Origin of the sequence: Pseudomonas sp. IT-P218 (genome assembly GCF_949767605.1) — a bacterium.
Taxonomy (GTDB): Bacteria; Pseudomonadota; Gammaproteobacteria; order Pseudomonadales; family Pseudomonadaceae; genus Aquipseudomonas; species Aquipseudomonas putida_AE.
In genome coordinates, this window is the sequence record NZ_CATKQQ010000033.1 from 486,854 (window position 1) to 500,733 (window position 13,880).

Annotated in this window: 12 protein-coding genes; 8 read left to right on the forward strand and 4 right to left on the reverse strand. The window is 64.2% G+C overall.

The features are described 5' to 3' along the window. Window positions 1–5: 5 nt before the first annotated feature. The 4 genes from ACM6I6_RS19855 to ACM6I6_RS19870 form a co-directional block, all read right to left on the reverse strand. Window positions 6–1,586: an acyl-CoA carboxylase subunit beta gene (locus tag ACM6I6_RS19855; protein ID WP_274077629.1), complete on the reverse strand. Its 1,581-nt coding sequence runs from the start codon at window positions 1,584–1,586 to the stop codon at window positions 6–8. After that, window positions 1,583–3,142, reverse strand: a complete 1,560-nt coding sequence (locus ACM6I6_RS19860) for a class I adenylate-forming enzyme family protein (RefSeq protein ID WP_274077628.1) — start codon at window positions 3,140–3,142, stop codon at window positions 1,583–1,585. Before ACM6I6_RS19860 ends, ACM6I6_RS19855 begins: the two co-directional genes overlap by 4 nt. A gap of 63 nt (window positions 3,143–3,205) precedes the next feature. Then, window positions 3,206–3,916: a GntR family transcriptional regulator gene (locus tag ACM6I6_RS19865; RefSeq protein WP_414920584.1), complete on the reverse strand. Its 711-nt coding sequence runs from the start codon at window positions 3,914–3,916 to the stop codon at window positions 3,206–3,208. A gap of 5 nt (window positions 3,917–3,921) precedes the next feature. Continuing rightward, window positions 3,922–4,146: an acetyl-CoA carboxylase biotin carboxyl carrier protein subunit gene (locus tag ACM6I6_RS19870; RefSeq protein WP_274077626.1), complete on the reverse strand. Its 225-nt coding sequence runs from the start codon at window positions 4,144–4,146 to the stop codon at window positions 3,922–3,924. A 197-nt stretch (window positions 4,147–4,343) separates the two neighbouring features. On the opposite strand from ACM6I6_RS19870, the gene ACM6I6_RS19875 reads away from it, so the two are divergent. The 8 genes from ACM6I6_RS19875 (at window position 4,344) to ACM6I6_RS19910 (ending at window position 13,868) form a co-directional block, all read left to right on the forward strand. After that, complete coding sequence (locus ACM6I6_RS19875) at window positions 4,344–4,808, forward strand: acetyl-CoA carboxylase biotin carboxyl carrier protein (protein ID WP_323609021.1); 465 nt, start codon at window positions 4,344–4,346, stop codon at window positions 4,806–4,808. Next, complete coding sequence (gene accC, locus ACM6I6_RS19880; RefSeq protein ID WP_323609022.1) at window positions 4,808–6,217, forward strand: acetyl-CoA carboxylase biotin carboxylase subunit; 1,410 nt, start codon at window positions 4,808–4,810, stop codon at window positions 6,215–6,217. The genes ACM6I6_RS19875 and accC overlap by 1 nt, the downstream gene beginning before the upstream one ends. Continuing rightward, a complete protein-coding gene (locus ACM6I6_RS19885) occupies window positions 6,214–7,611 on the forward strand; it encodes a hypothetical protein (RefSeq protein WP_414920585.1) in 1,398 nt (465 codons plus the stop codon). The genes accC and ACM6I6_RS19885 overlap by 4 nt, the downstream gene beginning before the upstream one ends. A 3-nt stretch (window positions 7,612–7,614) precedes the next feature. Further along, on the forward strand, window positions 7,615–9,114 hold the full coding sequence (locus tag ACM6I6_RS19890) for a hypothetical protein (RefSeq protein WP_323609024.1): 1,500 nt from the start codon (window positions 7,615–7,617) through the stop codon (window positions 9,112–9,114). Between the two features lie 7 nt (window positions 9,115–9,121). Further along, entirely contained in the window at window positions 9,122–9,538 is a 417-nt protein-coding gene (locus ACM6I6_RS19895) for a Zn-ribbon domain-containing OB-fold protein (protein ID WP_323609025.1), read from the forward strand. An 8-nt stretch (window positions 9,539–9,546) separates the two neighbouring features. Continuing rightward, complete coding sequence (locus ACM6I6_RS19900) at window positions 9,547–11,076, forward strand: AMP-binding protein (protein ID WP_274077620.1); 1,530 nt, start codon at window positions 9,547–9,549, stop codon at window positions 11,074–11,076. After that, entirely contained in the window at window positions 11,073–12,257 is a 1,185-nt protein-coding gene (locus ACM6I6_RS19905; protein WP_406591969.1) for a thiolase C-terminal domain-containing protein, read from the forward strand. The genes ACM6I6_RS19900 and ACM6I6_RS19905 overlap by 4 nt, the downstream gene beginning before the upstream one ends. Window positions 12,258–12,326: 69 nt before the next feature. Beyond that, window positions 12,327–13,868: an acyl-CoA carboxylase subunit beta gene (locus tag ACM6I6_RS19910; RefSeq protein WP_323609027.1), complete on the forward strand. Its 1,542-nt coding sequence runs from the start codon at window positions 12,327–12,329 to the stop codon at window positions 13,866–13,868. Window positions 13,869–13,880 lie beyond the last annotated feature (12 nt).

The following is a 13,880-nucleotide window of genomic DNA, read 5'->3' on the forward strand; positions in this document are numbered from 1 at the left end:
GGGGACTAGCGCATGGTCCGCCGCTTCGGCCCAAGGGAAAGCGCGGTGATGCGATACGCGTCACCCACCCAGTTGCACAGCAGCGGACGGGTACTGTCCGGCTCGATGATGTCGATCACGCCAAAGCGCTCGGCCGTGCGCAGCGGTGAAGCCAGGGCCTGGTAATGGGCCTCCAGTTCCTTGCGCCGCACCAGCGGATCATCCGCTGCAGCGATTTCCTGCTTGTAGGCAGCGGCGACACCACCCTCGATCGGGATCGAACCCCACTGCGCCGACGGCCAGGCAAACCGGTGCGGCAATGCCGTGCCCGTGGGGCCATGCCAGGGGCTGACCATGGCACCGGCGAGCCCGACACAGCGGCGCAGGACAATGGTGATCACCGGCACGCTCGCCTGTTCGATCGCATGCACGGCCTGCATGGCCGCAATCAACGTGCCCTGCATTTCCGCCTCTTGACCGGTCATGACGCCCGGCTGGTCCACCAGGTAGATCAGCGGCAGGTGAAAGGTGTCGCACAGGTCTATGAAGCGGGTCTGCTTGAGCGCCGCCGCCCGGGTCAGCGCACCGCCGCCGACGCGCGGGTTGTTGCAGATGATCCCCACCGAATAGCCGTTGAGGCGGGCGAACGCGGTGATGGTCGAGGCGCCGAAATCCGGGGACATCTCGAACAGGCTGTCCTTGTCGACCAGCGACTTGAGGATCTTGTGCGGGTTGAAGATCTTGCGCCGGTCATGGGGAATGGCGTCGTTGAGCCAGGCGTCACGGCGACCGGGCGCGTCGGTCGAGGCCACCCGTGGTGGTTGCTCCCAGACATTGCCCGGCAGGTAGGACAGGAAACGCTTGGCCAAGTCCAGCGCCTCGGCATCGCTGTTGGCGGCTAGGTTAATCATGCCGCTGTGACGATGCACCTGGTCGTAACCGCCCAGGTCATTCTTGTCGATATCGATGCCAAACGCCTGCTTCACCACCGGCGGGCCGGCCGCGAACACCTGGCTCTGGCCACGCACCATGATCGACAGGTGCGAGGCGGCAACCCGCAGCGCACCCAGGCCAGCACAGGCGCCATGGGCAATGCCGACCACCGGCACCGCGCCCAGCAGGTTGGTGATCGGCAACAAGGCATAGCCCGGGATCTTGGTGTGACCGAGCTTGTCGAGCAGCTTCACACTGCCGCCGGCGCTGTCGATCATGCGGATGATCGGCAACTTGTATTCCCAGGCGTAGCGATCGGCATAGATCCACTTTTCAGCGACCGCCGCCTCCGACGAACCACCACGAATGGTGAAATCATCGGCCGCTACCACGGTGCGCCGCCGATCGATCTGACCCACACCCACCACTGCCGTGCTCGGCGTGGCCGAGGCCATCTTGCCTTCCGGGGTGTACTTCACCGCACCTGCAAGAATGCCGAACTCCTCGAAGCTTTCGCCATCGAGCAGATGCCCGATGCGCTCACGGGCCGTGAGTTTGCCTTGGGCGTGGTGTTTCTCCACCGCTTCGGGGCCACCCAATGCGTAGGCGATTTCACGGCGAGCGCGGATGTCCGCAAGTTCCAGCGACCATTCAGGGGCAACAGGCGTGCTCATGATGATGTCCTCTGCAGGCGCGCGAGATAGTCATCGCGCAGAATGTTCTTCACCACCTTGCCGGCGTTGTTGCGCGGCAGGGCCTCGACGAATTCGATCAGGCGCGGCTTCTTGTAGCCGGCGATCAGGGCCGCGCAATGGCTGCCCAGGGTCTCGCTGTCGAGCGTGGCGCCTTCGCGCCGCACCACAAAGGCGGCGATACGCTCGCCCCACTCCGGGTCGGGCAGGCCCAGGACCGCCACCTCGAGTACATGCGGATGGCTTTCCAGGGCATCCTCGACTTCCCGCGCATACACGTTGAAGCCACCGGAAATGATCATGTCCTTGTTACGCCCGACGATATAAAGAAAGCCCTGGGCATCGAGGTAACCGAGATCACCGGAGTAGTACCAGCCATCTCGAATGGCTTCGGCTTCAAGATCCGGCCTGCGCCAGAAAGCCACTTCGCCGATGCCGTCGGTAGCGATGGCGATCTCGCCAATCTCGCCCACCGCCAGTTCCGCGCCGTGAATATCGCGCACGCTGATCTGCACATTGGCCGTCGGTTTGCCGCAGGAGCGCAGCACGCCGTCTTCGGCGTGTTCGTGCGGATACAGCACCGCCAGCGGCTGGACCGCCTCGGTCATTCCGTACTGCTGGCGCATCACCGGGCCGAAGCGTGCGATGGCGCGCTGGATCAGGTCGACCGAGGTCGGTGCCGTCCCGTAATGGATGCACTTGAGCGACGAGTGATCCGCTTCGGCGCCGCTGTCGAGGGCGTCGAGCAACCGGGTGAGCATGGTCGGCACGCACATCATCTGCGTGATCCGGTGCCGCTGGATCTGTTGCAGCGTGTCCAGTGGCTCGAACTTCTCGAGAATCACATTGCGCGCCCCGCGCAAGTAACAGGGCAACAGGTGCACGCCGGCGGCATGGGTCAAGGGACCGACATGCAACATCGCATCCTCCACGCCCAGGCTGTATTCCATGGCGTAGAAATGGTTGGTCAGGCGTTCATACCAGCGCTTGACCGTGTAGGTGACGCCCTTGGGCTTGCCGGTGGTGCCCGAGGTATAGGCAATGCGCAGCAAGGCATCGGGAGACACCTGGACATTCGGCGCCTGCGCTGGCATCGAGGCGAGCAACTGGCGGTAATCCAGTACCTGCGGTGCCTGCCAATCGAGCGCTATCACCTGGCGCAAACCGGCGACGCGATCACGCACGCCTTCGCCGATCTCGCGAAATTCAGGCCCCACCACCAGCAGGCTGGCGCCGGCGTCGTCGAGGATCGCGATCTGCTCGGCCAAGGTGTGCCGGGCATTGAGCGCCACGTAAACCAGGCCGGCCTTCTCGACCGCGAAAACACTCTCGATCGCCTCGGGCGAGTTGTTGAGCAGCACGGCGACGCGCTCCCCAACCTGCAGCCCAAGGGCAATCAAGGCATGGGCAAGACGGTTGCTGCCCGTCTCGACCTGGTCATAGGTCAGGCCGTTCTCGCCGAAGATCAGGGCGGTGCGGCCCCGGTGTTGCTTGGCTGCCCAACTGAGCATGAGTCCTGCGGTGCGTTTTTTTGTCATGATTTTTTGTCTTATTGTCGACAACCTGACACAGCACTCGGGAGTGTTGTGCCCCCGTGTGGATTATTCCAGGTGATTCAATGCGGCTTGATGGGAAGCGTTGATCAGCTCGACCATCATGTTCGCGGCAACCGAACTGCTGTTTTGCTTGAGCGCTTCGACCAGTTGGCGCCAATGGTTGGCGGAAGCCTGGCGACGCTCCGCTGAACGCAAGCCCAACCGCGTGTAGCGTGCGGTCTGGATACCCAGCGCCCCCATCAGTTCTGCCAGCTGCTTGTTGCCGCAGGACTGGAACAGCAGGGTGCTCAGGCGATAACTGCCTTGGGCATACTCGTCCAGGGCATCCGCTTGCGAGGCAATCAGTTCGAGCCGGGTAACGATGGCGTCCATTTGATTGACGATCGACCCATCCAGGTCGACCAGGTATTTGGCCAGCAAACCGGCCAGAACCGCGCGGATCTCGAACAGATTGTCGATCTCTTGCCTGCTCAATGAGGTCACATGCGCGCCGCGCTGCGGCACGATGGTCACCACGCCGACCTTCTCGAGAATGCGCAGGGCCTCGCGAATCGGACCGCGGCTGACCTGGAAGTGGTCGGCCAGTTCCTGTTCACGCACCGAATCGCCCGGCCCGTATTCACCTCGCAGAATCGCAAGCGTAATGCTTTCGGCAATCTGCTCCGGCATCGTCAGGACGCGCTGGCGACCCGCACGCATGATACCTATTGCACTACCGCCCTTGGCGGCCGACGCCGAACCTACATTCATTGACATAGACTTCAATCGCACTCCATAAGCAAGACATCCTGGCCGTCTTTCACCACGTCGCCCTCGGCAACTAGAACGCTGACAACGCGCCCCGGCTCGACAGCCATCAATGGAATTTCCATTTTCATGGATTCCATGACGATGAGTATCTGATCTTCTTCAACGACATCGCCCACGCCGACATGGATCTGCCAGACCGTTCCGGCGACATCTGATTTAACCGCGATTGTACTCATTCTCGCCCCCTCCAAAACACTACTGATTTCTTTAATGACCGAGCCCTTGGCCGCCGCGCGCTACGCTTTTTGATGAAGGCCTGCGCAAACGCCCTGGATCACGATCAGCAAATTACATGATTGTCTGATTGTTGACAATCCTACGTATCGATGTTCATATCCGTCAAGGCAATTCGAACAACAAGAGGCCAGAAGGCATGTCGCTCACTCATAAAGAAGCACGAAGAATCCTGGAAATACTGGATCACACGAGGCATCTGGACTTTCTGGAAGTCCGCGTCGGTGACACCACCCTGACTGCCAGCAAGTCGGGAACGATCGAGCGGTCCCAGGCGCCTGCGCAAGGTGTAAAACCCGCAAAATCAGCGCAGCCGGCCACTGTGGCGGCCACCCGCGAACCCGAAATCGCCGCCGGTCAGATCGCCGTACGCGCCACCATGATGGGCACCTTCTATCGCAAACCCAGCCCTGACCAACCGTCCTTCGTCGAAGAGAACACGCTGGTGGAGGCAGGCACGCCGCTGTGCCTGGTCGAAGCCATGAAACTCTTCAACACCCTCGCGTCGCCGCTGAAAGGCCGCGTCGTGCGCATCGTCGCCCAGGACCTGCAGATGGTGCAGCGCGACCAGATTTTGATGATTCTTGAACCGGAGGCACGTTGATGAGCAGCATTCCCGTGGCAACCCGCGACATTCGCCGGGTCTTGATCGCCAACCGTGGCGAAATCGCGGTGCGCATCGTGCGCGCCTGCAAAACCCTGGGCATCGAATCGGTTGCCGCCGTCTCCGAAGCGGACCAGTACAGCCTGGCCGCGCGCCTGGCCGATGAGTACGTGGTCATCGGCCCCGCGCCGGCCGCGCAAAGCTACCTGTGCGCCGACCTGCTGGTGCGCACGGCACTGGAACAGCGCTGCGACGCCATCCACCCGGGTTACGGCTTCCTTTCCGAGCGCTCGCACTTCGCCCAGGCTTGCGAAGATGCCGGCATTGCGTTCATTGGTCCATCGGCCGAAATCATTGATTCGATGGGCGACAAGATCACCGCCGTCGGTCTGGCGGAAAAAGCCGAAGTACCGCGGGTGCCGGGCTCTGACGCCGTGGCCGATGCAGAAACTGCCCGCGCCATCGCCAGCGACATCGGCTACCCGGTGCTGTTCAAGGCCACCGCCGGGGGCGGCGGGCGCGGCATGCGCATCGTGCGCAGCGACGATGAGGCCGAAGCCGCCTTCCGTTCCGCTTCCTCGGAAGCACAAGCGGCCTTTGGCGATCCGACCTTGTATGTCGAGAAGTTCATCGAACTGGCGCGTCACATCGAAATCCAGATCATGGGCGACCGGCAAGGCAATGTTGTGCACCTGGGCGAGCGCGAATGCTCGACCCAACGCCGGCACCAGAAACTGATCGAGGAAGCACCCTCCCCCAGCCTCGCGCCGCACACCCGCGAACAAATGGGCGAGTGCGCCGTACGCCTGGCGCGCAATGTCGGTTATTTCGGTGCGGGCACCATCGAGTTCGTGGTCGATGACCGCGATGGCAAATTCTATTTCCTGGAAATGAACACCCGCATCCAGGTCGAGCATCCGGTGACGGAGATGATCACCGGCCTGGACCTGGTGGCCGAGCAGATTCGCATCGCCGCAGGCCTGCCGCTGTCGTTCAGCCAGGCCGACGTCAAGCTGGTCGGCCATGCCATCGAGTGCCGGATCAACGCCGAAGACCCGGACCGCCATTTCCTCCCAAGCCCGGGCCTGGTGAGCGAATGGCTGCCACCCAAGGGCCCGGGCGTACGGGTCGATACCCACTGCTACAGCGGCGCCACCGTGCCACCGTTCTATGACTCCCTGCTGGCCAAGCTGATCGTGCATGCACCGACCCGCAACGAGGCCATCGTGCTGATGCGCAAGGCGCTGGAGGACATGAAAGTCGTAGGCCTGTCGACCACCGCCCGCTTCCACCATGCCGTGCTCGATCACCCCGACTTCGTCGCGGGCCTGGTCACCACGCGCTGGGTCGAAGACGTCTTCGTACCTGCCCGCAAACAGGCTTTGAAACAAGCCAAGGAGCGCGCATGAGCATGACAACATTGGTCGATGTCAGCCTGAGCGACGGCCAGACCGCCGCCTGGGGCGGCGCCCTCGGCACGGCGATGCTGCTCGGCACCATGAGTTCACTGGGGCACGCCCGGCTGGCGGCGATCGAGGTATTGAGTCCCGCCGTGATCGCGCAATGTCTGGGCCGCGGTGAAAATCCGCTGCAACGCCTCACGGCACTGCGCGAACGCGCCAATGGCACGCCCCTGCGCGCCACGGTGAACCTGCTGCCCGCCCATGGCCGTATTGATGTGCTCGCTGGCGAAACGCTGGACGGCTGGCTGCGGGTGCTCGCCCGGTCCGGCATCAGCGAGGTGGTGTTGATCGATCCGCAGCTGGATTTCGAGCGCCTGGGCAACGCGGTGCAGTTGGCACTGGCGAACGGCCTGAGCGCCATCGCCGCCCTGCCCTATGTCGACGATCATCAACATGGCAACGCCCACTATTCGGCCTGCGCGGCGCGGCTGGCCCAGGCCGGTGCGCAGCGCATCATGCTGCGCGACGAAGCCGGCCTGCTGCATGTCGATCGCCTGCCCGGCTTGCTCGCGGCGCTGCGTAGCGGCGCTGATGGAACCCCTCTGGACCTGCACACCCGCTGCCACACCGGTCTCGGCCCGCAGGTGGCGCTGGAGGCGATTCGACTTGGCATCGACCGCCTCGATGCGGCGCTGCCCTGTGTCGCCAACGGTGCCTCGGTACCGTCACTGGCACGGTTGATCAGTTCGGCGGCGCTGCTGCAATTGCCGCTGCAAACCCCGGATCAGGATCGTCTGAAAGAAGCCCAGGCTCAGTTCGCTGCAGTGGCGGATCAGGAAGGCTTTGCCGAAAGTGTGCCCTGGGCCTTCGACCTGGCTCCATACGAGCACCAGTTGCCGGGCGAAATCGCCACTGAGGCCATGCAAGCGTTGCGTGAGCGCAGACGCCTGGCCGATCTGTTCGAGTTTGCCCGCGAGTGCACGCGCATTCGCCAGGAGCTGGGCCAGCCGCCGATGTTGCAACCTTTCGCCCGGGCCATTGCGCGACAGGCGCTCGAGCATCTGGACGGCGGCCCACGCTACGCCACGTTGCAGCCAACCTTGCGTCGCTGGCTGCAAGGCTGCTACGGCCCGATCGACACGTCGCTGAACAGCCTGCAACAACGCATCGGCGCGGTTGCACATTCTTGCCGTGCGAGCGCTGTGCCCGCCGGCGATGAGGCGCTGGCGGCACTGGTCTGCGGCTGCTCGGCGCTGCCGCCGCTGCACAGTCTTCACTACGAAGTGCGCACACCCGAGCAGGCCCTGACGCAGGGGCTGCTGCAACGCTGGCCCGACTACACCGTATTGAGTGTCACAGGCCCCGGCCTGTCCATCCATCTCGAACACAGCAAGGGGTGACATGTGCTGAACCAACTACGCGAAAAAGTGCACGCGGAATTTGTCCGCACCGGCAAACGGCGGCGCATCCAGCTGGTCGATGCCACCCTGCGCGATGCGCACCAGTGCCTGTGGGCCACGCGCATGCGCACCGAGCACATGCTGCCGATGGCCGAGCGCCTGGATGCCCTGGGTTTCGATGCGATAGAAGGCGTTGCCCTGGTGCAGTTCGACGCCAGCGTGCTGTTCCTCAACCAGAACCCGCTGGAGCGCCTGCGCCTGTTGTCCGAGCGCATCCGCCGTACGCCGTTGCGCGGCATCGTGCGCAGCAACATGCTGCGCAGCTTCTACCCGGAGCCGGACGACCTCAGCGAGCTGTACGTCGAGCGCCTGGTCGCCAACGGTGCCCGCGACATCGGTTTCCTCGACTCACTGCATTGCTGGGATAACCTGGTGCCGGCGATAGCCACCGCCAAGCGCCTCGGCGCCACCACCAACCTCGCCATGATCTACAACCTGGCCCCTGGCTACGACGCGCCGTTCTACGCCGCCAAGGCGCGCGAAGCCATCGAGCGCTTCGACATCGACGCCTTTACCTTCGGCGATGCCGGCGGCAGCATGACCGTGGAACAGGTGCGCAGCATCGTGCCGGCGATCAAGGCGATGATCGGTGATCGACCGCTCGAAGTGCTCACCCACTGCCTGAACGCGACCGGTTCGCTGGTGGCCATCGAAGCCGCGGTGCACGGCGCCGACCGTCTGCTGTGTTCGATCGATCCGCTGGCCCACGGCAATGCCGGGCCCTCGGCCCAGATGCTCGCTCGCAACCTGCGCGAGATCGGTTTCGAGGTCGACTTCGATGACCGCGCCGCTGACGAGATCGGCGAGTACCTCGCCGGTGTGGCCGAAGAGAACGGTTTTCCCCTGGGTATCCCGGCGGAATACGACCCGGCGCACTTCGTCACCCAATATGCCGGCGGCGCCATGTCGAATCTACAGTCGCAACTGCAGCTGGCGGGGATCGCCGACAAGCTGCCGGTGGTCCTCGAAGAGATCGCGCGCGTGCGCGTGGAACTGGGCTCGCCCGTGATGGCCACGCCCTTCCCCGCCATGATTGCCGCGCAAGCGGTGATGAACGTACTGAGCGGCGAGCGCTACAAGGTGGTACCCGACGAAGTGAAGAAGTACGTGTGCGGCTACTTCGGCGCACTGCCATTGCCGGTCGATCACGACGTCAAGGCTCTTGTGCTCGCCAACGGTTCCCGCGAGGTGGCGACCACACCGCCGGTGCTGTTGCCAAGGGTTCCCGAACTGCGTAGCCGCTACCCCGGCCTGTCGGACGATGAACTGCTGCTGCGCGCCATGTACGGCGACGAAAAAATCACCGGGCTGGTCCCTGTTATGGTCGACGATACCTTCAACGTGCGTCGTCCGCTGCATGAACTGATCGCCGGGCTGGCCAAACTCCCGGAGCAACGCCATGTGCATATCGCCATGGCCGGTTTCGAACTGCGTACTCACTGAGGCTGCCATGTCGACTCCCCTCTCTGCTCGGCCCCTGCCGCAACCCACCGCCGAAACGGCCGCCTATTGGGCGGCCGCCCGGGAACAGCGACTGGTGATCCAGCGCTGCGCTGGCTGCGGGACCTGCCAGTTTTACCCTCGGGCCTTCTGCATCAGCTGCCTGTGCGAGCGCCTCGACTGGATCAACGCCAGCGGCCATGGGCGCATCTACACCTGGACGGTCTGCCGGATCGCGCCCTCGCCGGCCTTCGAATCCCGGCTGCCTTATGTGGTTGCGCTGATCGACCTCGATGAAGGTGTGCGCGTAGTCGCCAACATCCTCGATGCCGACCTGACCCGCGTCGCCATCGGCGCCCGCGTCAGCGTCTGCTTCGAGCCCGTCAGCGAAACCTGCACGCTGCCCCAGTTCACTCTTTTGGATTAGCCGTCACCATGCAAATGATCACCGACCACTTCGACGCGGGCGCCAATCGCCACCCGGACAATGTCTGCCTGCAAGGCCCCGGCTTGAGCCTCACCTACGCCGAGGTCCAGGCCGATTCCCATGCCATCGGCCATGCCTTGACGCTGCTGGGCCTGAGCTGCGCGCATGTCGGCGTGCTGGCGCCCAATCACCCGCTGAGCTTTGTCGCCATGCTGGGCGCCTTGCGCGCCGGGAGCACCTTCATTCCCTTGAATGCCAGGGACTCGATCGACAGCCTGATCTGGTTCATGAGTTTCACCAAGCTCTCGGTACTGGTGCTGCACTCCCAGTACGCCGAGCATGCCGAGCGCATTCGCGCCGGCGTGCCCAGCCTGAAAACCCTGATTGGACTGGACGAGCCGATCGACGGGCTGAGCATCGCCTCCTGGTGCCGCGATCATGCCGGCCAAGAGTGCACAGTGCGCCAGGGGCTCGACGACATTGCCCTGATCAAGTCATCGGGCGGCACCACGGGGCGGCCGAAGGCGATCATGCAAAGCCATCGCGCGTTGCTCGCCTGCTACCGCATCGGCAACCAGTTCATGCCACCGGCAAAAAGCCCCGCGCACCTGGTCGTGGCCCCGCTGACCCATGCGGCAGGCGCCACCGCCATGGCCCTGTCGAGTTTCGGCACGCGCAATGTGATTGCAGCGTCCGCCGACCCCGGCGTGGTACTGGAAACCATTGAACGGGAACGCATCACCCACCTGTTCCTGCCGCCGACCCTGATTTACCGGCTGCTCTCGCACCCGGACGCCAGGACCCGCGACTGCTCCTCGCTCGAATACGTGATCTACGGCGCCGCGCCCATGTCCGTGGACAAGCTGCGCGAGGGTATCGCCCTATGGGGGCCGGTGTTCGTGCAGTTCTACGGTCAATCCGAAGTGCCAGGGGTGATCACCGTACTGACCCGCGAAGACCACCTGCGTGACGGCAAGCACCTGGGTTCGGCCGGCCGTCCCACCGGCGCCTGCGAAGTGGCCCTGATGGATGATGACGGGCGGATCGTCGAGACCGGCGAACGCGGCGAGATCGTCGCCCGTGGCGAACTGGTCGCCCCCGGCTACTACGACAACCCGCAAGCCAACGAAGAGGCACGCCGGTTCGGCTGGCACCACACCGGTGACATCGGCGTGTTCGACGAAGGCGGTTACCTGTACATCGTCGACCGCACCAAGGACATGATCATCTCCGGCGGGTTCAACCTCTACCCGAGCGAGATCGAGCAAGTGATCTGGGCGCACCCGGCGGTGATGGATTGCGCGGTGGTCGGCATTCCCGATGCCGACTGGGGCGAGAAAGTCATCGCGGTCATCGAACTCAAGGCGGGTGCCTGTGCAACCGCGCAGGAATTCATCGCCACCTGCCGGGAAAAACTCGGCAGCCTGAAGACCCCCAAGCACGTACTGTTCTGGGACAGCCTGCCGCGCAGCCCGGTTGGCAAGGTGTTGAAGAAAGACGTGCGTGCACAGCTCATCGCGCAGGAGCCTCGACCATGACGCTCGACGCATCCCGCCTGGCCGGCCGCTATGCCATCGTCGGTGTCGGCGAAGCCGGCCTCGGCAAGGCCCAGCCAGGCGACACCGCGCTGTCGCTGCAATGCCGCTCGGCCCGCGCGGCCCTGCTGGAGGCCGGGCTTACCCTGGCCGATGTCGATGGAGTATTCGCCCACTGGGACGACCGCGCCAATGCGCTGCTGGTGAGCGAATACCTGGGCATCACCCCGCGCTATGTCGACAGCACGGTGGTGGGCGGCGGCTCGCCGCTCACCCACTTGATCCACGCCATGGCCGCCATCGACGCCGGCCTGTGCTCGGTGGCACTGGTCACCTACGGCAGCACCCAGCGCCTGGATCACAGTCGTCAGCGTGGCGGCGTGGTCACCGACCCGCGCTCCCCGTCCGGCCAGTTCGTGGCGCCCTACGGCGTGCTCAGCCCGATCAGTTGGTATGCGATGCTCGCCCAGCAGTATCTGCATCGCTATCAGGCGAGCCCGGAGGACCTCGGCGAGGTGGCGATCAACGCGCGGCGCTGGGCGCACCTCAATCCCCAGGCCACGCTGCGCCAACCACTGACGATGGAGGAGTACCTGGCTTCGCCGCTGATCTCGGACCCGCTACGCAAGGCCGATATCTGCCTGGTCAACGACGGCGCCGGTGCGTTGATCCTGACCAAGGCCGAATACGCCCGCACCCTGGCCAGGCCGCCGGTGTTCATCCGCGGTTTCGCCGATACCTATCGAGGCCATGTCACGCCGATCAATACGTTCGACTGGCTCGACGATGGCGTTACCAGCGCCTGCGTCGAGCGTGCACTGTGCATGTCCGGCATCGCGCGCAGCGAATTGAGCATGGTGCAGATCTATGACGCCTTCACCATCAATGTGCTGGTCGGGCTCGAATCCATGGGTGTGTGCGAACCCGGCCAGGCTGGCGCGCTCCTGCGCAGCGGCATTGCCGCGCCCGGCGGAGCGTTGCCGGTGAATACCTCGGGCGGTGGCCTGGCGTTCAACCACTCCGGCCAGTTCGGCATGCAACTGATGATCGAATCCGTGCGCCAGCTGCGCGGCGAATGCGGCGCACGCCAGGTCGCCAATGCCAGCAGCTGCCTGGTCCAGACCGGCGGACTCGTCATGTCGGCATTCATGTACATGGTGCTGGCGAACGAAGCCGGTGATTGAGGTCCTGCTGCCAATGCGTCGCGGCGAAATCGTCGGACGTGCCGTCATGGTTCCCAATGAGACTTCACGATGACCCGCGAACACACTTCACCCGAACAAGAGCTGCACTTCCGTCGCGCCACCGCCTTGAACATGGGCGGCGAAGCCAGGCTCCAGGCGCGCCGCGATGCCGGCGTGCTCAACGCCCGTGAGCGGCTGGAGGGTCTGCTCGACCCGCAGTCGTTCAGCGAGATCGGCATGCTGGCCCACTCCGCCCGCCCCGAGGATCGCGACAGCACCCCCGCCGACGGCAAGATCACCGGCTTTGGCCGCATCGACTCGCGCCGTGTCGCCGTGGTGTCCAACGACATGACGGTCAAAGGCGCGTCGTCCTCGTGGATCAATGCGCGCAAGATCGCCTACATGAAGGAATGCGCCACCCGCAACGGCATGCCGCTGATCTTCCTCGGCGAATCGTCGGGCCAGCGCATGCAGGATGCGATGGGTGCGGGCAGCATGGCCGGTGGCGGCCAGGATGCCCAGCAGTACTGCCGGCGGCGCGAGACGCCGTGGGTCAGCGCAGTGCTCGGGCCTTGCTTCGGTTCGGCGAGCTGGTATTCGTGCCTGGCGGATTTCACCGTGATGCGCAAAGGCGCAATGCTCGCTGTTTCCAGCCCAAAAGTCACCTCGGTGGCCATCGGCGAGAGTTCGGATACCGAAGAACTCGGTGGCTGGCGCATGCATGCCGAAATCACCGGGCTGGCCGACATGGTTGTGAACAATGACCAGGAAGCGCTGAGCGCCATCCGGCGCTTTCTCGGCTACTTGCCCTCTCATTCGAATGAGCTGCCGCCCGAGCTGCCCTGCACGCCCGAGGACCGCCCGGACTCGTCGGGGCCTGAACGCATCGTCCCGGCAGAACGCAGCAAGACCTACGACATGCGCAAGCTGCTCGCCACCCTGGTCGATCGCGCCAGCCTGTTTCCACTCAAGGATCGTTTCGGTCGCTCGGTCGTCACCGCCCTGGCTCGGCTCGAAGGTGCCAGCATCGGCATTGTCGCTTCCAACCCGTTATTCAAAGGCGGGGCTCTGGACGCCGATGCCTGCCGCAAGGCCACCGGCTTCATCGCCCTGTGCGACTCGTTCAATATCCCGCTGGTATTTCTGGTCGATACCCCCGGTTTCCTGGTGGGTATCGAAGGCGAGAAACGCAGCGCACCGGCGCACATCATGAACATGATTCACGCGGTGCAACTCTGTTCGGTGCCCAAGCTTTCGGTGATCGTGCGCAAGAGTTTCGGTCAGGCGTACCTGAATTTCGGCGGTGGCCGCAACAGCGACCAGTCGGCCGCCTGGTGCATGGCCGACGTCAGCTTCGTCGACCCCGGCGTTGCGGTCAGCGTGGTGCATGGCGTGACACGCGAGAGCGACCCGGAACGCTACGAGCGCCTGCATGCCGAGTTCGCAAAAGACACCTCGGCCTTTGCCCTGGCCGGCGCCATGGGCACCCACGAGGTGATTGCCCCGGGAGAAACCCGGCGCTTTCTGGTCGAGGCACTGGCGGCGCAACGGCGCGGCTTCAATAACGGTATAGGACGCCACGAAATGCGTACCTGGCCGACCTACTTTTGATCTCTCCTTCCA